Annotated in this window: 16 protein-coding genes and 1 pseudogene; 7 read left to right on the forward strand and 10 right to left on the reverse strand. The window is 61.3% G+C overall.

Going from position 1 to position 16,268, the window contains the following annotated elements; all coding sequences use genetic code 11:
- The 4 genes and pseudogenes from BKX96_RS27595 to BKX96_RS27610 form a co-directional block, all read right to left on the reverse strand.
- Window positions 1-355, reverse strand: a pseudogene (locus BKX96_RS27595) (glycine dehydrogenase (aminomethyl-transferring)); the annotation flags it as partial.
- Between the two features lie 10 nt (window positions 356-365).
- Entirely contained in the window at window positions 366-749 is a 384-nt protein-coding gene (gcvH, locus tag BKX96_RS27600) for a glycine cleavage system protein GcvH (RefSeq protein WP_077185998.1), read from the reverse strand.
- Between the two features lie 417 nt (window positions 750-1,166).
- Window positions 1,167-2,675: a transcriptional regulator GcsR gene (gene gcsR, locus BKX96_RS27605; protein WP_046817675.1), complete on the reverse strand. Its 1,509-nt coding sequence runs from the start codon at window positions 2,673-2,675 to the stop codon at window positions 1,167-1,169.
- A 69-nt stretch (window positions 2,676-2,744) separates the two neighbouring features.
- Window positions 2,745-3,659, reverse strand: a complete 915-nt coding sequence (locus BKX96_RS27610; protein ID WP_046817674.1) for a LysR family transcriptional regulator — start codon at window positions 3,657-3,659, stop codon at window positions 2,745-2,747.
- 151 nt (window positions 3,660-3,810) lie between these two features.
- Here BKX96_RS27610 and speB point away from each other — a divergent pair, with 151 nt between their 5' ends.
- The 5 genes from speB (at window position 3,811) to BKX96_RS27635 (ending at window position 10,524) form a co-directional block, all read left to right on the forward strand.
- Window positions 3,811-4,812 (forward strand): agmatinase, encoded by a 1,002-nt coding sequence (gene speB / locus BKX96_RS27615; RefSeq protein ID WP_077185999.1) that lies wholly within the window; start codon window positions 3,811-3,813, stop codon window positions 4,810-4,812.
- Window positions 4,813-4,877: 65 nt separating this feature from the next.
- Complete coding sequence (locus tag BKX96_RS27620; RefSeq protein WP_077186000.1) at window positions 4,878-6,389, forward strand: aldehyde dehydrogenase family protein; 1,512 nt, start codon at window positions 4,878-4,880, stop codon at window positions 6,387-6,389.
- 226 nt (window positions 6,390-6,615) lie between these two features.
- Complete coding sequence (locus BKX96_RS27625; RefSeq protein ID WP_046817671.1) at window positions 6,616-8,190, forward strand: purine-cytosine permease family protein; 1,575 nt, start codon at window positions 6,616-6,618, stop codon at window positions 8,188-8,190.
- A gap of 17 nt (window positions 8,191-8,207) precedes the next feature.
- Window positions 8,208-9,896 carry a choline dehydrogenase gene (betA, locus tag BKX96_RS27630; protein WP_046817677.1) on the forward strand — a complete coding sequence of 563 codons (1,689 nt, stop codon included), beginning with the start codon at window positions 8,208-8,210 and terminating at the stop codon, window positions 9,894-9,896.
- A gap of 172 nt (window positions 9,897-10,068) precedes the next feature.
- Window positions 10,069-10,524, forward strand: a complete 456-nt coding sequence (locus BKX96_RS27635) for a GNAT family N-acetyltransferase (protein WP_077186001.1) — start codon at window positions 10,069-10,071, stop codon at window positions 10,522-10,524.
- A gap of 31 nt (window positions 10,525-10,555) precedes the next feature.
- Here the strand turns inward: BKX96_RS27635 and BKX96_RS27640 are convergent, their stop codons facing one another.
- The 4 genes from BKX96_RS27640 to BKX96_RS27655 all read right to left on the reverse strand — a co-directional run bounded on the left by BKX96_RS27640 (window position 10,556) and on the right by BKX96_RS27655 (window position 13,119).
- A complete protein-coding gene (locus tag BKX96_RS27640) occupies window positions 10,556-10,747 on the reverse strand; it encodes a hypothetical protein (protein WP_046817669.1) in 192 nt (63 codons plus the stop codon).
- Entirely contained in the window at window positions 10,744-11,526 is a 783-nt protein-coding gene (locus BKX96_RS27645; protein ID WP_046817668.1) for a DUF2092 domain-containing protein, read from the reverse strand. Before BKX96_RS27645 ends, BKX96_RS27640 begins: the two co-directional genes overlap by 4 nt.
- A 178-nt stretch (window positions 11,527-11,704) precedes the next feature.
- Complete coding sequence (locus BKX96_RS27650) at window positions 11,705-12,031, reverse strand: NIPSNAP family protein (RefSeq protein WP_046817667.1); 327 nt, start codon at window positions 12,029-12,031, stop codon at window positions 11,705-11,707.
- 182 nt (window positions 12,032-12,213) lie between these two features.
- Complete coding sequence (locus BKX96_RS27655; protein WP_077186002.1) at window positions 12,214-13,119, reverse strand: LysR family transcriptional regulator; 906 nt, start codon at window positions 13,117-13,119, stop codon at window positions 12,214-12,216.
- A gap of 130 nt (window positions 13,120-13,249) precedes the next feature.
- Between BKX96_RS27655 and BKX96_RS27660 the strand changes: the two genes are divergently transcribed.
- Window positions 13,250-14,080, forward strand: a complete 831-nt coding sequence (locus BKX96_RS27660) for an oxidoreductase (protein ID WP_077186003.1) — start codon at window positions 13,250-13,252, stop codon at window positions 14,078-14,080.
- A gap of 60 nt (window positions 14,081-14,140) precedes the next feature.
- On the opposite strand, the gene BKX96_RS27665 is transcribed toward BKX96_RS27660, so the two are convergent.
- Window positions 14,141-14,539: a cupin domain-containing protein gene (locus BKX96_RS27665; protein WP_046817664.1), complete on the reverse strand. Its 399-nt coding sequence runs from the start codon at window positions 14,537-14,539 to the stop codon at window positions 14,141-14,143.
- 29 nt (window positions 14,540-14,568) lie between these two features.
- A complete protein-coding gene (locus BKX96_RS27670) occupies window positions 14,569-15,318 on the reverse strand; it encodes an SDR family oxidoreductase (RefSeq protein ID WP_077186004.1) in 750 nt (249 codons plus the stop codon).
- A gap of 166 nt (window positions 15,319-15,484) precedes the next feature.
- On the opposite strand from BKX96_RS27670, the gene BKX96_RS27675 reads away from it, so the two are divergent.
- A complete protein-coding gene (locus BKX96_RS27675) occupies window positions 15,485-15,868 on the forward strand; it encodes a c-type cytochrome (protein ID WP_046817662.1) in 384 nt (127 codons plus the stop codon).
- Window positions 15,869-16,268 lie beyond the last annotated feature (400 nt).

Below are 16,268 nucleotides of genomic sequence, written 5' to 3' on the forward strand. Positions count from 1 at the left end.
CTTGGGAAATTGCCGGCTGGTACGGGGTGTAGGCGGTATACCAGGCTGGGTTTKCCAAGAGGTTGCGCAGGATCGGCGACGGCGTGTGGGTGCCGTAGTAGCCCTGGCCGATGAAGGTCTTGAACAGCTGGTTCTTGCCGGCGATGCCTTTGATCATCGCCAGGGCATCGGCTTCGCTCAGGCCGTCTTCCAGGCCGAGCACGCTGGTGCCCTTGATGCTGTCGGGGATGACGCTGGCGCTCAGATCCTGGAGGGAGTCGAAACCGAGGGTGTTGAGCATGGCCTGCTCGTCACCGGCGCGGGGGCCGATGTGGCGGGCGATGAATTCGTTGGCGGTGCTGAGATTAATCGTCATGGCGGGTTCCTCAGGCTTCGGCTTGGGCTTTGATCAGGCGGTCGTAGGCGTCCTGATCCAACAGTTGGCCGACAGCGGCAGCGTCAGTGGGCTTGAAGCGGAAGAACCAGCCCTGGCCGAGCGGATCTTCGTTGACCAGCTCCGGGGTACTTTCCAGTTCCGCGTTCACTTCCAGCACCTCGCCGTCCAGCGGCATGCTGATGCTGCTGGCGGCTTTTACCGATTCCACGACAGATACTTCAGCGCCGGTGTCAAAGCTTCCCAACTCGGGTACTTGAACGAACACCACATCCCCCAGCGCCTGTTGCGCAAACGCGGTGATGCCGACGGTGAAGCTGCCGTCAGCTTCGGTACGCAGCCATTCGTGTTCGACGGTAAAACGCAATTCGCTCATATCAACTCCTCATTGTTCAGACTCATCCGCTGCAGGTGGCGGAGGGCGATGGGCAGGCTCGTGTTGGAGCTTGGCTGGAGGAGAGATAGCAAGGGTGGTGCCAAGGTTTATTATTTGTTTTAAATCAATGGCTTAGTCTTTAGTCAGGCTGTTTTTGTTGCGGCTGGCGTATTGAAATCAATACAGGCAGGCGAAGGGAAGGGACCGAAGCCCGGGCCAGACAGGTCGAGAGGGTTTTGTCTTGATTTCAATACACTGTATCGATTTGCAAACGCATCAGCGCCCACACAATTCCACTGTGGGAGCGGGCTTGCTCGCGAAGGCGGTGTGTCATCCAACCTATGCGCTGATTGACACACCGCCTTCGTCGGAACGCCGCCCGGACCAAGCCCGCTCCCGCTTTTGACCGAGGCGGTCTTACGACTTGTTGGGAATTCCGTATTTGCGCAGCCGAATGGCAATGGCGCTATGGGAGGTTTGCAGGCGCGCCGCGAGCAAGCGGCTGGACGGATAGCTGCGATAAAGTTTCTCCAGCAGATTCTTTTCAAACCCTTCGACGGCATCCTCGAGGCTACCCACCTCGCCATCGTTCTGTCGTTCCACCGCCGTCCTGGCAATATCGAGATCATCGATGTCCACCAACGGATTCTCGCAAATCGCCGCCGCGCGAAAGATCACGTTCTGCAATTGCCTTACATTGCCCGGCCAGCGGTTGCCGAGCAGGGCGGGAAAGGTGCTGGGCGCCAGGCGACAGACCGGGCGCTGGATCTGCGCGCAGGCTTGCTGCATGAAGTGCTGGGCCATCAGCAAGATGTCGTGGCCACGTTCGCGCAGCGGCGGCACTTGCAGGTTGAGCACATTGAGACGGTAGAACAGGTCTTCGCGAAAGTGCCCCTCGCTGACCATCTTTTCCAGGTCGCGGTGGGTCGCGCTGAGGATGCGCACGTTGACCTTGACCTCGCGATCGCCACCGACCCGACGGAAGCAACCATCACTCAAAAAACGCAGCAACTTGGCTTGCAGGTACGGCGACATTTCCCCGACTTCGTCGAGAAACACCGTGCCCTGGTCGGCCAGCTCCAACAGCCCGAGCTTGCCGCCCCGTTGCGCCCCGGTGAACGCGCCGGGGGCGTAGCCGAACAGCTCGCTTTCGGCCAGGCTTTCGGGCAGTGCCGCGCAGTTCAGGGCCAGGAATGGCGCGTCCCGCCGACCGCTGATGGCGTGACAGGCGCGGGCCACCAGTTCCTTGCCGGTGCCGGTTTCGCCCTGGATCAACAGCGGTGCATCCAGCGCCGCCACCCGTTGCGCGCGGGCCTTGAGCGAGCGGATCGGCGGCGATTCACCGAGCAGCGCATCGAAACCTTCGGCGTGATCATGGTGCAGCGCCGAGAGACGTTCGCCGATGCGGTTCGGTTGATAAAGGGTGAGCAGGGCGCCAGCGTCGGTGATCGGCATGGCATCGAGCAGCAGGGTGTGGCCGCCGAGGCTGACCTCGTGCATGGGCAGGCGGAAATGCTGGGCGATCAAGGTGCGTTGCAAGTCGGCATCGTCGAACAATGCGCTCAGGGATTCGCCGGCCGGTTCGCGACCGCACAGGGCGATCAACGCCGGATTGGCCAGCAGTACGTGACCGCGATCATCCACCGCCAGCACCGGGTCGGAACTGGCGGCGAGCAAGGCGTCCAGTTGCAGGCGCCGACGTTGCCCCGGAAGGATGTCGACCATGGTCACCGCTTGCACGCCGCGCACGCCGAACAGTGCCTCGCGCAGCTCTTCCAGCACTTCGGTACCGAGGGTCGGGGCATCGATGTAGACGTTCGGCGGCACCATCTCCACGGCATCCAGGTTGAAGCTGCGCCCGCCGAGCAGGGCCAGTACTTCCTGGGTGATGCCGACGCGGTCGATGAAGGTGACGTGGATGCGCATGACGGACCTGCAAAAGTGGCAAACGAAAATCAGTATGCCGGGGCGAATTTGAATTTGGCGAGCGTCATGTCATCCGTTAGCCGTTTTGCGGGCGCTGGCCGCCAGGTCCTCGAGGAACGCCTGGAGGATCGGCGGCGGTGCCACGCCGCGACGGGTGATCACGTCGAACGGTGATCTCAAACGTAAGCTACCCGGGGCCAACTGGTGCATCTCGCCACTCTTGACCCATTGGGCAGCGAAGTGCTCCGGCAGAAAGCCCAGGTAGGCGCCGGAAATGATCAGGATCGCCGTGGCTTCGATGTTGTCCACGGTGGCGGCCGCCTTGCTGACGCCCAGGTGTTCGAGGTCATGTTGCTGCATGTAGCCGCGCACGACGATGCGCCCGGCCGCGACTTCTTCGAGCAATTCCTCACCTTCAGCCTGGCTGCCGTACAGCGGATGCCGGCGCCCGCAATACAAGCCCAGTGCTTCCTGGTACAGCGGCGATTGCAGCAGGCCCGGCACATGGATCGGAAAGTGCCCGATGGCCAAATGCAGGCGGCCGTCGAGTACCCGCTCTTCCAGCTCCGCCGGCGTACCCACGTAGACGTTCAGGTGCACGTCATGGCCGCGCGACACGAAGCGCTGGGTGGTGCGCGGAATGGGCGAATCCGGGTCGGTGATGGTGGTGTCGATGATGCCCAGGTTGAGCTTGCCGCTGATGTGCTGCTTGAGCACGTCGGCGTCCATGCAGAAGTTTTCCACCGCCGACAGCAGGCGCTGGGTGGCCTCATGGATCGCCACCCCTTGCTCGGTCAGGCGGAAGCCGCTGCGCCCGCGCTGGCAGAGCTTGACCCCCAATCGGGTTTCCAGATGGGTCATCTGTTCGCTGATCGTCGACTGCCCGGCATTCAGCGCCGCCTGGGCGGCCGAGAAACCGCCGCAGCGGACAATCGTGGCAAACACCCTGAGCAACTTCAGATCGACATCGTGCAGTTGAATCACGTTGACCTCCGGCCTGTGGATGCATCGGTAATGCCGATATGAGTATCTGATGTTTAGCATTTTTTCCACGAAAACCTGCGCCCATAGTCTCTCCAACGGCGGTCGCCTTGCAGTTCCGCCAAGCCGATAACAAGAAGTGGAGAGGCTAGAAATGTCGAACAACGGTTATGAATCCGGTCGCCTGAACCTGCCATTCGTGGGTCATTGCACCTTTGGCAAATCCCCGGTGTGCACCGATTGGGATGCCCTGGATGCCGACGTCGCGGTGCTTGGCGTACCCAACGACATGGGCACCCAGTGGCGCTCCGGCGCACGCTTCGGACCACGCGGGATTCGTGAAGCATCGACGCTGTTTTCCTTCGGCCACGCCGGCGCCTATGACCACGAAGACGACGTGATGTACCTCACCGCTTCGGACGTGCGCATGGTCGACGTCGGTGATGCCGACATCGTCCACACCGACATGGCCACCAGTAACAAGAACACCGAATACGCCGTGCGCAAGATCCTCGATGCCGGGGTGATGCCGGTGGTGCTCGGCGGCGATCACTCGGTACATGCGCCGGTGATCAAGGCCTTCGAAGGCCGTGGCCCGATCCACATCATCCACTTCGATGCGCACCTGGACTTCGTCGACGAGCGCCACGGCGTGCGTTACGGCCACGGCAATCCGCTGCGCCGCGCCTCGGAAATGAACCACATCGTCGGCATGACCCAGATGGGCATCCGCAACGTGTCGTCGTCCAACCGCGACGACTACGAAGCGGCCCACGAAGCCGGCTCGAAGATTCTCTCGGTGCGCGATGTGCGTCGCCTTGGCGTCGAGGGTGTACTGGCGCTGATCCCGCAGAACATCAACTACTACATCACCATCGACATCGACGGCTTCGACCCGTCCATCGCCCCGGGCACCGGCACTCCGAGCCACGGCGGCTTTCTTTACTACGAAGTGCTGGAAATCATCCAGGCCCTGGCCAAGCGCAGCAAAGGCAACATCGTCGGCATGGACCTGGTGGAAGTCGCACCGGTGTACGACCCGACCGGCATGACCTCGATCCTGGCCGCGCAACTGCTGCTCAACAGCATCGGTTTCATCTTCCACGAGCGCGGCTTGGTACGGGCGGCCGCCGAGAGTGAAGCGACCCTGGCTTAAGAGCTGGCCTGAACATCGAAACCAGTGACCCGGCAGGCTCTGACTGCCGGGCAGAGAGAACAAAAATGGACACGATCGTCAAAAGTTACCTGCAAAAATTCGGCGTCAGCGAAGCCACCCAGACCTTCCTCGGCAAGGTCCAGAAAATGTTCATCGGCGGCGCCTGGGTCGAAGCCAGCGACGGCCAGACTTCCGATGTGATCGAACCTTCGACCGAAGGCCTGATCACCCGCATTCCGATGGGCACCACCGCTGACCTGGACCGCGCCGTGCAAGCCGCCCGTGCGCAGTTCGACGGTGGCCAATGGAGCCAGGCCAAACCAGCGCAACGGGAACGCCTGATCCAGCGCCTGGCGGACTTGATTGAACAGAACGCTGCTGAGTTGGCGCAAATCGAATCGATCGACATGGGCAAGTCGGTCGCCTTCGCCAAGGACGTCGACATCCAGGGTACCGTCGATACCCTGCGTTACTTCGCCGGTTGGGCCACCAAGCTCCACGGCCGTACCGTCGAGCCTTCGCTGCCGGGCAATTACCTGGCCTATACCCGCAAGGAAGCGGTGGGCGTGGTCGGCGCTATCGTGCCGTGGAACTTCCCGCTGCAAACCATGGCCTGGAAACTCGGCGCGGCGCTGGCCACCGGTTGCACCGTGGTGGTCAAACCCGCCGAGCTGACCTCGCTGTCGGCCCTGCGTTTCGCTGAACTGGTGCAGGAAGCGGGCATTCCGGATGGCGTGATCAACATCGTCACCGGACGTGGCAGCGTGGTCGGCGCGGCCATGGCCACCCACCCTGGCATCGATAAACTGACCTTCACTGGATCGACCCCGGTGGGCGTTACCGTTGGCCGCGCGGCGCTGGACGAGATGAAGCGCCTGACCCTCGAGCTCGGCGGCAAATCACCGGTCATCGTGTTTGCCGATGCCGACATTCCGGCGGCGGCACAAGCGGTCGCCAACGGGGTGTTTTTCAACTCCGGGCAGGTTTGCGACGCCGGCACGCGAGCCTATATTCATAGCAGCGTCTACGAGCAATTCCTGAGTGAGCTGATCGCCTACACACGCACCCTGAAAATGGCCCCGGGCCTGGACCCGGACTGCTTCATCGGCCCACTGGTCTCGGCCCTGCAAAAGCAGCGCGTGACCGAGTACATCGAGACCGGCAAGGCCGAAGGCGCCGAACTGGTCTACGGCGGCCAACCGGTCGATGGCCCTGGCTTCTTCGTTGAACCGACCATCTTCGCCAACTGCCGCAACGACATGCGTATCGTCCAGGAAGAGATCTTCGGGCCAGTGCTGGTCACCGCACCGTTCGACGATGAGGAAGAGGCGCTGGCCCTGGCCAACGACTCGGTCTATGGCCTGGCGGCGGCCCTGTATTCCAACGACCTGGGCAAGGTGCACAGCCTGATTCCACGGCTCAAGGCCGGTTCGGTCTACGTCAACGCTCACGGCACCCTCGACCCGTCGATGCCGTTCGGTGGCTACAAGCAGTCCGGGTTCGGCAAGGACCTGGGCGCGGAGCAGCTCGACTACCTGCTCGAAACCAAGGCCGTGTGGATCACGCTTCCGAGCTGACCCCCGCCCTTGTGGGAGCGGGCAGGCTCGCGAAGAGGCCGGCACATTCGACAAAGATGTTGCCTGACCCACCGCTCTCGCGAGCAGGCTCGCTCCCACAGGTTTTGCACCAAGGCCAATGCATTTGCACCATTGAACATCAGAACGGCATGGAGGCCCCACGGGCGTCGTTCCCCCGAAAGAATGCAGTTATCTCGTCATGATCTTCCAACAATAAGAGTCCATCATGAACACAAACGCCAAGTCCGCCACGAGTGTGTCCTCCCTCGATGACAAATCCGTCGTCGAGGGGCATTCGATTGACTTCATCCCCGAGGACGAACGCACCGACAAACTGTCGAGCCAGGGCCCGTTCTGGTTTCTCGGCAACTTCACCTTCTTCACCATGACCATCGGCTTCGTCGGCCCGAGCGTCGGCCTGACCGCGCTCTGGACCACACTCGCCGGCACCCTGGGCATCATGTTCGGCACGCTGTTCATGGCGTTTCACGGATCCCAGGGCCCGCACCTGGGCTTGCCGCAGATGATCCAGTCCCGCGCGCAGTTCGGTTACCGTGGCGTGATCCTCGTGCTGCTGGCGACGCTGTTCGTGTTCGCCGGGTTCAACATCGTCAATCTGGTCCTGATGATGCAGGGCCTGCATACGCTGTTCGGATTCAATCCCGTGGTGATCGCGGTGGCCGTGACCCTCCCGGCGGCGGTGTTGGCCATTCTCGGCCATGACTGGATGCACCGCAGCTTCAAATGGGCGTTGTACCTGTCGCTACCGCTGTACGGCCTGGTGACACTGGCGGTGGTGATGGGCTGGGTGCCGGATGCGGTCTTGCCGGCACTGGCCGAAGGCGAAGTGGCCCCGCCGCCGCTGGGCTTCAACTGGACCGGTTTCATCGCCCAGTTCGCGGCGGCGGCGAGCTACAACATCGCCTATGCCCCGTACGTGTCGGACTACTCGCGTTATCTGCCAAAGAACACCTCCAGCGGCAAGCTGATCGCCGTGGTGTTTCTTGGTGCGTCGCTGTCCGGTGCGTGGATGATTTCCGTCGGCGGCTGGCTGGCCGATCACCTGCACTCCACCGATGTGCTGGTGGCCCTGGGTCAAGTCGGCAACACCGTGTCGCCGCTGATCGGCACCGCGGTGGTGGTGGTGACCATCCTGGCGTTCCTGCCGGTGATCGCGATGAACATCTACAGCGCCAAGCTGACCACCCTGACCTGTGTCGATTCGATCAAGCACATCGAACCGACCCGCAAGGCGCGGATCATCGCCATCGCTTTCGTGATCCTGCTGCAACTGGGCGTAGCCCTGAGCATCCAGAGTTCCGGCAAAGGCCTGTCGGTGCTCGGCATCTACCTGGTGGTGATGCTGTACTTCCTGGTGCCCTGGACCTCGGTCAACCTCACCGACTACTTCTTCGTGCGCAAGGGCCGCTACGCCATCCCGCACTTCTTCATGCCCCACGGCAATATCTATGGCAACTGGGGCCTGCGCGGTATGGCCGCCTACGCCATCGGCTTCATCTCGATGATTCCGTTCTTCTACATCTATGACGGCGTCGAGCAACGCGAAGTGTATGTCGGCCCGCTGGCCAAGGCACTGGGCAGCATCGACATCGCCTGGCTGGTGGGGCTGATCGTCTCGGGCCTGGCGTACTACTGGCTGAGCCGCTCGATCGATCTCAAACGCGAAGAGGCGGTGATCCAGCAGATCGAGAAAACCTCCCCGCAATACACCACCGGCGACACGCTGATCCACAAAAAACCACTGCAACCGGTATTTACTGAATCGACGGTCGGGAGATAACCATGACCACACAAAGAATGACCACACAAAAATACGACTACATCATCATTGGCGCAGGCTCGGCAGGTTGTGTGTTGGCCAACCGCCTGAGCGAAGACCCGGCCACCTCGGTGCTGGTGCTGGAGTTTGGCGGCAGTGACAAGAGCGTGGTGATCCAGATGCCGAGCGCATTCTCGATCCCGATGAACACCAAAAAGTACAACTGGCGTTACGAAACCGAACCGGAAACCTACCTCAACGGCCGGCGCATCCACTGCCCACGGGGCAAGGTGCTGGGGGGCTCGTCATCGATCAATGGCCTGGTGTATATCCGCGGCCACGCGCTGGATTTCGACGAATGGGAATCCCTCGGCGCCCAGGGCTGGGGCTACAAGAATTGCCTGCCGTACTTCAAGCGCGCCGAAAGCTACGAGTCCGGTGGCGACAGCTATCGCGGGCAGACCGGGCCGTTGCACACCACCAACGGCAACAACATGAAGAACCCGCTGTACGGGGCCTGGGTTGAAGCCGGTGCCGAGGCGGGCTACATCAAGACCGAAGACTGCAACGGCTACATGCAGGAAGGCTTCGGCGCGATGCACATGACCGTAAAGAACGGTGTGCGTTGCTCCACGGCCAACGCCTATCTGCGCCCGGCCATGGGGCGTCCGAACCTGACGGTGGTCACCCACGCGATGACCCGCCAGGTCATCCTCGAAGGCAAGCGCGCGGTGGGGGTCATGTATGACCACGGTGGCCAGACCCACCAAGTGCACTGCAACCGCGAAGTGCTGATTTCGTCCGGGCCGATCGGCTCGCCGCACCTGCTGCAACGCTCCGGCATCGGCCCGGCCGCGGTCCTGCGCAAGGCCGGAATCGGTGTGCGCCATGACCTGCCGGGAGTAGGGGAGAACCTGCAGGATCACGCCGAGGTGTACATCCAGTTCGGCTGCAAGGAACCGGTGACCCTCAACAGCAAGATGGACCCGCTGAGCAAGTTGATGATCGGTTTGCGCTGGCTGCTGTTCAAGGACGGCCTGGGCGCCACCAACCACTTCGAGGCCGGTGGTTTCATCCGCTCCGAGAAGGGCCTGCGCTGGCCGGACATCCAGTTCCACTTCCTGCCGGCAGCGATGCGCTACGACGGCAACAAGCCGATCAAGGGCCACGGTTTCATGGTGCTCACAGGTCCCAACAAACCGAAAAGCCGCGGGTACGTGCGGGTGCGTTCGGCCGATCCGTACGAGCATCCGGAAATTCGCTTCAACTACCTGGAGCGCGAAGAGGATCGCGAAGGCTTCCGCCGCTGCATCCGCCTGACCCGCGAAATCATCGGCCAGAAAGCCATGGACCGCTTCCGCGACGGCGAAATCGCCCCCGGCGACCTGGTGACCAGTGACGAAGACCTCGATGCCTTTGTCCGTGACAACCTCGAAAGCACTTACCATCCCTGTGGCTCGTGCCGCATGGGCGAGGACGACATGGCAGTGGTGGATTCCGAGTTGCGGGTGCATGGCATCACGGGGTTGCGAGTGATCGACTCATCGGTGTTCCCAACCGAGCCGAACGGCAACCTCAATGCGCCAACCATCATGCTCGCCGAGCGGGCTGCGGACCTGGTGCGCGGGGTGCAGATGCTGCCGGCGGCGGACGTGCCGGTGGGGCTGGTGGAGAACTGGGAGAACAGCCAGCGCACAACACTGCCTGGGCGTAACGTGCGGGTCTGATCGCAATCCAATGTGGGAGCGGGCTTGCTCGCGAAGGCGGAGTGTCAGTCAATGAATGTGTCGACTGACACTCCGCCTTCGCGAGCAAGCCCGCTCCCACAGGGGGTGTGGAGGAATTTTTTCGTTGTGGTTGCTAGGCTGTAATTCCCCAAGACCGCAATGGAGCCCCCTCATGCCAATCCAGGCCCTGCGCGCCGACGCCTCGCACATCGAAACAATCGCCCCGTTATTCGACGCTTATCGCGGCTTCTACGGCCAGCCGTCGAACCTGCCCCAATCGCGCGACTTCATCGCCGAACGCATCGCCCGCGACGAGTCGGTGATCTTTTTCGCCGAGGACAGCAAGGGCGAAACCCTGGGTTTCGTGCAGATGTTCCCAACCTTCTCCTCCATAGACGCGCACCGCACCTGGCTGCTCGGCGACCTGTTCACCACGCCCGCCGCCCGGGGCCAAGGCGTTGGCACGCTATTGATGAACACCGCCCGCGACTTCGCGCGGTTGATGGGTGCCAAGGGCATGACCCTCGAAACCGCGACTGACAACCACAGCGCCCAGCGGTTGTATGAGTCGTTGGGTTACGTGCGTGATCCGGGTTACTACACCTATTGCCTGGACTTGCAGCGTTGATCATTAATGAAGGCTGACTCCTACATCGAGGTTAATCGCGCCGCGCCGAGCGCCTCGCGACACCGGCAACGCTGACTGGCGTGAGCGGACGCCCGACCACCGCCTCGGCTTGCGAAATAACGCTGTGCACGCCCGGGATCGACAAGGTGTCACCAAGCTCCAGCGCGCACACCGCTACCAGTCCCACCAGCAAAAATCCGCAGGATTTGATCAACAGGTTCATTTGGTTTTTCCTCGCACAAAGTTGCCGGGCAGGTCCTCGGCGTTGGGCAGGTCCTTCAGATCGATTTTCTGGGCATTGCTCGAGTTGTTGAAGGCGAAGTCATCTGCTGGCGCGGCATCGCCACTTTTAAAGTCGCTGAGCTGGATGCTGTATTGCGGACTGCCGGCAATGGTTTTTGACGTGATGGAATAACGGCAAGGGTAGGGTTTGTCGCCCTGGGCGATCCATATCTGCCAATCAACTTCTTTTTTCCTGAACGCCAGGTGATCGCATTCGGTACCGCCGATGACGCCACTGCCCAGGTCCTTGATGTCGGTCACGCCCGCCATCAATTGATCCTGGGGATTGGACATGAGCAGGTCAGCGCCGGGAAGCGGCCGGTTGTATTTGTCCCGCAGGGTATCGAACAGATCATCCAGCGTGCCCGGGACTTCCACTTGGGTGTAGATGTTCTTGCCTTTTCCCAACAGGGTCAGGGTCTTGCCATCGAACACCATCTCCAGGTCGGCAAAACCACTGGCGCGGGTACTGCGCAACTTGTCAGGCCGGGTCAGAGCGAGTGTGCCGGAACCTGCCAAGGCCAGTCGTTGCTTATCTTTAGTGACTACTTCAAGGATGGTGTCGTAGTTGAACGATATATTTTTTTGCGCTGACATATAGTCAGACATCTTCTTGAGCAACGTCTTGGCGTAGGCCTCATCGGCCTGTGCCGCTGTTGCTGTACTCAATCCGATGATCAGGGCAAGAACGGTGTGCAACTTTGGGGCGAACTTTTCCATGGGAGGTCACCGCTGGAAGAATGCCGAGTTGGTGATGCGGACTTATAACGCTAGCCCCATCAACAGCAACTCGCCGGGTATTGCCTGACCATTCATCCGACGTTTTATTACGCTGTGCCCCTCCCTGTTCGCCTAATAAAAAATGCCGCCCGGTCGGCGGCATTATCATTGATGACGATCAGGCGGGTTTGTGTTTCGGCTCACCGAACACCGGCCGGAAGAAGGTGCGTTCATAACTGAGGATACAGCGGGTTTCTTCCGCGTACTTGAAGGCGGCGATGCACTCAGGGTCGTTCATCGACGCTTGGCGATAGGTTTCGTAGGCCGCCAGGCTCGGGAAGGTGAACATTGCCAGGGCAATGTTGTTGGCGCCTTCGGACGGCAGGAAATAGCCGTGATGCTGGCCACCGAATTTCTCCACCAGCGGAATCCACAGTTTGCCGTAGTGTTCGAAGGCTTCGAGCTTGTACGGGTCCAGCACATATTTCAGGTAGCAGGTGACCATCGGTTTTTTCTCACAGACTGGGTTATGACGTTCTCGCCGTCGATGGTAGACAACAGGCCTGGTGGACGCCATGGCGCAGAGCGATTTTCTGGCCCCAATCTACTGTAGGAGCTGGCTTGCCAGCGAAGGCGGCCAGATGATCAACGCTGTATTCAAGGGCGCCTTCGCCGGCAAGCCGGCTCCTACAATGGATTGCCCGCCCGAGTAGCACGGGCAAACTCGATGAAAGCCTTGAGCGCTGCGGGCACATGCCGTCGGCTTGGGTAGTACAGGTGCAGGCCGGGGTAGTAGGGGCACCAGTCGCCCAGCACCTGGACCAGGCTGCCGTCGGCAATTTGTGCCTTGACCATGTCCTCGAAGACGTAGGCCATGCCGACGCCCTGCAACGCCGGGGCGACCATCAGGCTCACGTCACCCAAGGTCAGCGGGCCGTCGATTTCGATTTCCTGGGTGATCCCGCCGCGTTCGAACTCCCAGCGATACACGGTGCCACTGGGGAAACGATGGCGAATGCACGGCAGGCCATGCAGGTCTTCGGGTTTCTGCGGTACGGGATGTTTGCGGAAAAACTCCGCGGAGCCCACGACCACGGAGCGCAGGGTGCCGCCAATCGGCAGGGAGACCATGTCCGCCTCCAGCCGGATGCCGAATCGCACCCCGGCGTCAAATCCCTGCGCCACCACATCGACCAGCGCGTCGTCCGTCACGATCTCCAGCTTCACGTCCGGATAGGCGTCGAGGAACCTGCTGGCCAGCGGCAGCAGCACCAGTTCCGCGGCCTGGCGACCGGCGGTGATTCTCAGGTTGCCCGAGGGTTTGTCGCGAAAATGGTTGAGGTCTTCCAGGGCATCGTCGATATCGCGAAAGGCCGGTTTCAATCGCGCAAAGAGACGCTCGCCGGCTTCGGTCAGGCCGACGCTGCGGGTGGTGCGGTTGAATAGCCGCACACCGAGCCGGTTCTCCAGGGTGCGCACCGCATGGCTCAGCGCCGAAGGCGTTAGCCCCAGATCCACCGCCGCCCGGCTGAAGTTCAGATGGTTGGCCACGCACAGGAAGGTCGAGAGGTCTGCCGCCGAAGGTGCCTTCATATGTGAATGCCTTTCACAAAGTCATGTAAAATTGCTGGGATTATCACATCAGTAAGGCAGATTTAAAGTTGCGTCAACTCATCAAGAAAGCCCGGCAATAACGCTCGGGTCGCTGACAGGAGGAGTTGAAATGCGTACTTGGTTCATTACTGGGGCTTCCCGTGGTTTTGGTACTCTCATCGCAGAACGTGCTCTGCGAGCCGGCGACGCGGTGATTGCCACCGCCCGTAAACCCGAAGAAATCACCGCCAGACTGGGCGATCATCCAAACCTGCTGGCCGTGCGTCTGGACGTGACCCGCGAAGCCGAAGCGCATCAGGCCGTGGCAGAAGGCATCAAGCGTTTCGGGCGGATCGATGTGCTGATCAACAATGCCGGGTTCGGTGTGCTTGGCGCGGTGGAAGAAACCAGTGCCAGCGAGACCGAGCGCCTGTTCGCCACCAACGTCTTCGGCGTACTCAACGTGACCCGTGCGGTCCTGCCGCACATGCGTCGCCAGCGCTGCGGGCATGTGATCAACATCTCTTCCATTGGCGGCTACCAGGCCTACATGGGCTGGGGTGTCTACGGTTCCACCAAGTTCGCGGTGGAAGGCATCACCGAGGCGCTGCACCAGGAACTGGCGCCGCTGGGGATCCACGCCACGGTGGTCGAGCCGGGCTTCTTTCGCACCGACTTCCTCGACGAGCAGTCGCTGGTGAAGACCGCGCTCGAGCTGTCGGACTACGACGACACCGTGGGCGCCATGCGCAAGCATGCAGAGGCCGCCAACCATGCCCAGCCCGGTGACCCGGTGAAGTTCGCCGAAGCCATGCTGGCCCTGGTCAATGCGCCGAAGCCGCCACAGCGTCTGGCACTGGGCAGCGATACCATGGCGCGCATAGAAGCGAAAAACCGCTTTGTCGCCCAGGAACTGGCCGAGTGGAATGAGTTGGCGCTGTCTACCGATTTCCAGGACTGACTTGAGGCATTATAAAAATCCGGACTCCGTCACAGGGTTCCGGATTTTTCTGCAGGTGAATCACTCGACCGGGAGGACCGGCGGCTTGTTCTGGTCCTTCAGCAGAAAGACGACAAATTTCGCTGGCTTGTCCTTGCTGGCATTGCGGCCCACCGTATGGATGTCATCGGGGCCTTCGTGGAAACTTTGCCCGGGCATCAGGGTGACTTCCTTGCCACCCTTGACCCCCATGACGATGGAGCCTTCGAGCACGTAGATGAAACCGTGCGCGTCGTGCCGATGAACCGGGTCGGCACCGCCTGGCGGGTACTCGACGGTGAGCATCAGCACTTCCTTGCCGGGGTAATCGGGAAGGGCGGTGACCGACACCTCCTTGACGTCCGGGTGCGGCGCGTCGGCGGCCAGGACCTGGGGCGAAAGGGACAGTGCAAGCGAGGCGAGGAGAACATGGGTTCGCATGGGACGCTCCTGATGAAGTGGGCTGACTGTCAGGCGCCGGCGCTCTTGAGCCATTGATCGAAGTGAGTCTTGCCGACGATCGGATTGGCACCCGGGGTCAGTGACTGGTCGTTGATGATCGCGCCGAAGTAGCCGGCGTTGTCGTCAATGATCACTTTTCGCTGATCCTGGTTGTGTTGCAGCCAGGCTTTGGCGAACGAGGCCAGTGGCTGCTTGTCCGGACCGGCCACTTCCGAGGTCTTGTTGGTGGGGGGCGCCACGGCAAGGGTTGCCAGTGCCGCGGCGACGTCGGCCGAGGCAACGGGCTGCAAGGCGGCGGACGTCAGGCGGACGCTGTCGCCTTGGGCACCGGATTGCGCAATGGCGCCGATGAACTCGAAAAACTGCGTGGCGCGCAGGATCGAGTAGGGCACGCCGGCTTTCTTGATCAATTCCTCCTGGGCCATCTTGGCGCGGAAGTAGCCGCTTTCGAGCATCCGCTCGGTACCTACCACCGAGAGCGCGACATGGTGCTTGATCCCGGCGGCCTTCTCGGCGGCGCCGAGATTGCGCCCCGATTTTTCGAAGAATTCGAGCACGGCGGCATCTTCGAACGAGGGCGAGTTGGCGACGTCGACCACCACGTCGGCGCCTTGCAGGGCAGCCTGCAAGCCTTCCCCCGTCACCGCGTTGACCCCGGATTTCGGCGAGGCGGGCAGGACATCATGCCCACCCTCGCGCAGCCGCTCGCAGAGCTGTGTGCCGATCAACCCGGTTCCGCCGATCACGACAATTTTCATGATGTTTGTCTCCCTCTGTTGCGGCCATCTGGTGGAGATGGAATGACTTTCCAGTCTAGGCGGGGATAACCGCGCGATGTTTTGGCGGGATGGACGGCAGGCGTTCGTTTCGCGCGAGGCCGGATCATGCTCAAATGGCGGCCGTTTTTGCGTGGGTATTGGCTTGATGAACAAAACAGCGATGATGACCCTTGCCCTGAGCCTGGGTTTGTTCGGCATGCAGGCGAACGCCCAGGGTGATGCCGAGGCGGGTGGGAAACTGTTCAAGCGGGTGTGCGGCGGCTGCCATCAGATCGGCGAGGGCGCGCGGCCCTTTTTTGGTCCGCAGCTCAACGGCATTGTCGGGCGCACCGCCGGGAGCACCACGGACTATCAATACTCCGATGCCATGAAGTCCTCCGGCATCGTCTGGACCCGGGAAAAGCTCGCCGCGTACATCGAGGACCCGAAGGCCGTGGTCTCGGGTACGCGGATGATTTTCTGGGGGATCAGCGATCGAGAAAAAATTGATGATTTGCTGGCTTATATTGAGACGTTCCAGGCGCCTTGAAGATCAAGAGATCATTCGAGCGCGGCCCGAACGTTCGGCAGCTTCTATAGGTGTTTGCGCGGGTTGTTTAATGGCTGTCGGAATCACTTCTTGAAAGCTACAACACCTTGCGCCGTTACCTACAGGTACGCCAGAATCCGCCGGCTTGTGCGCCTTGGACCCCCTCGGTAACTTGATTCGCGTCACTGCCCATCAGTGATCGGGTTTAGTCGCCCGCTGTGACACGAAGCGCATTTTCATCCCAAACAGTCAGGCCATTTCATGTCCTGTACTTCATGGCAGCTGTGCGCAGGGCGCCTTCGGGCGCGCCGGTTTTCGTGCTCCGCCGGTCGACTAACCTGCGTACAGCTGCCACCCCTCTTGTTTAGTCGCAAGTAGGTGACGGCTCCACATCTGGAGC

Origin of the sequence: Pseudomonas putida (genome assembly GCF_001976065.1) — a bacterium.
Classification (GTDB): Bacteria; Pseudomonadota; Gammaproteobacteria; order Pseudomonadales; family Pseudomonadaceae; genus Aquipseudomonas; species Aquipseudomonas serbica.

Bases quoted from the DNA above. Each gene is read 5' to 3' on its own strand.
- gcvH (WP_077185998.1), bottom strand. From the start codon at position 749: ATGAGCGAATTGCGTTTTACCGTCGAACACGAATGGCTGCGTACCGAA.
- BKX96_RS27645 (WP_046817668.1), bottom strand. From the start codon at position 11,526: ATGGAAAAGTTCGCCCCAAAGTTGCACACCGTTCTTGCCCTGATCATC.
- BKX96_RS27670 (WP_077186004.1), bottom strand. From the start codon at position 15,318: ATGAAAATTGTCGTGATCGGCGGAACCGGGTTGATCGGCACACAGCTC.
- speB (WP_077185999.1), top strand. From the start codon at position 3,811: ATGTCGAACAACGGTTATGAATCCGGTCGCCTGAACCTGCCATTCGTG.
- BKX96_RS27640 (WP_046817669.1), bottom strand. From the start codon at position 10,747: ATGAACCTGTTGATCAAATCCTGCGGATTTTTGCTGGTGGGACTGGTA.
- BKX96_RS27675 (WP_046817662.1), top strand. From the start codon at position 15,485: ATGAACAAAACAGCGATGATGACCCTTGCCCTGAGCCTGGGTTTGTTC.
- BKX96_RS27660 (WP_077186003.1), top strand. From the start codon at position 13,250: ATGCGTACTTGGTTCATTACTGGGGCTTCCCGTGGTTTTGGTACTCTC.
- BKX96_RS27655 (WP_077186002.1), bottom strand. From the start codon at position 13,119: ATGAAGGCACCTTCGGCGGCAGACCTCTCGACCTTCCTGTGCGTGGCC.
- BKX96_RS27665 (WP_046817664.1), bottom strand. From the start codon at position 14,539: ATGCGAACCCATGTTCTCCTCGCCTCGCTTGCACTGTCCCTTTCGCCC.
- BKX96_RS27650 (WP_046817667.1), bottom strand. From the start codon at position 12,031: ATGGTCACCTGCTACCTGAAATATGTGCTGGACCCGTACAAGCTCGAA.
- BKX96_RS27620 (WP_077186000.1), top strand. From the start codon at position 4,878: ATGGACACGATCGTCAAAAGTTACCTGCAAAAATTCGGCGTCAGCGAA.
- gcsR (WP_046817675.1), bottom strand. From the start codon at position 2,675: ATGCGCATCCACGTCACCTTCATCGACCGCGTCGGCATCACCCAGGAA.
- BKX96_RS27625 (WP_046817671.1), top strand. From the start codon at position 6,616: ATGAACACAAACGCCAAGTCCGCCACGAGTGTGTCCTCCCTCGATGAC.
- BKX96_RS27635 (WP_077186001.1), top strand. From the start codon at position 10,069: ATGCCAATCCAGGCCCTGCGCGCCGACGCCTCGCACATCGAAACAATC.
- betA (WP_046817677.1), top strand. From the start codon at position 8,208: ATGACCACACAAAAATACGACTACATCATCATTGGCGCAGGCTCGGCA.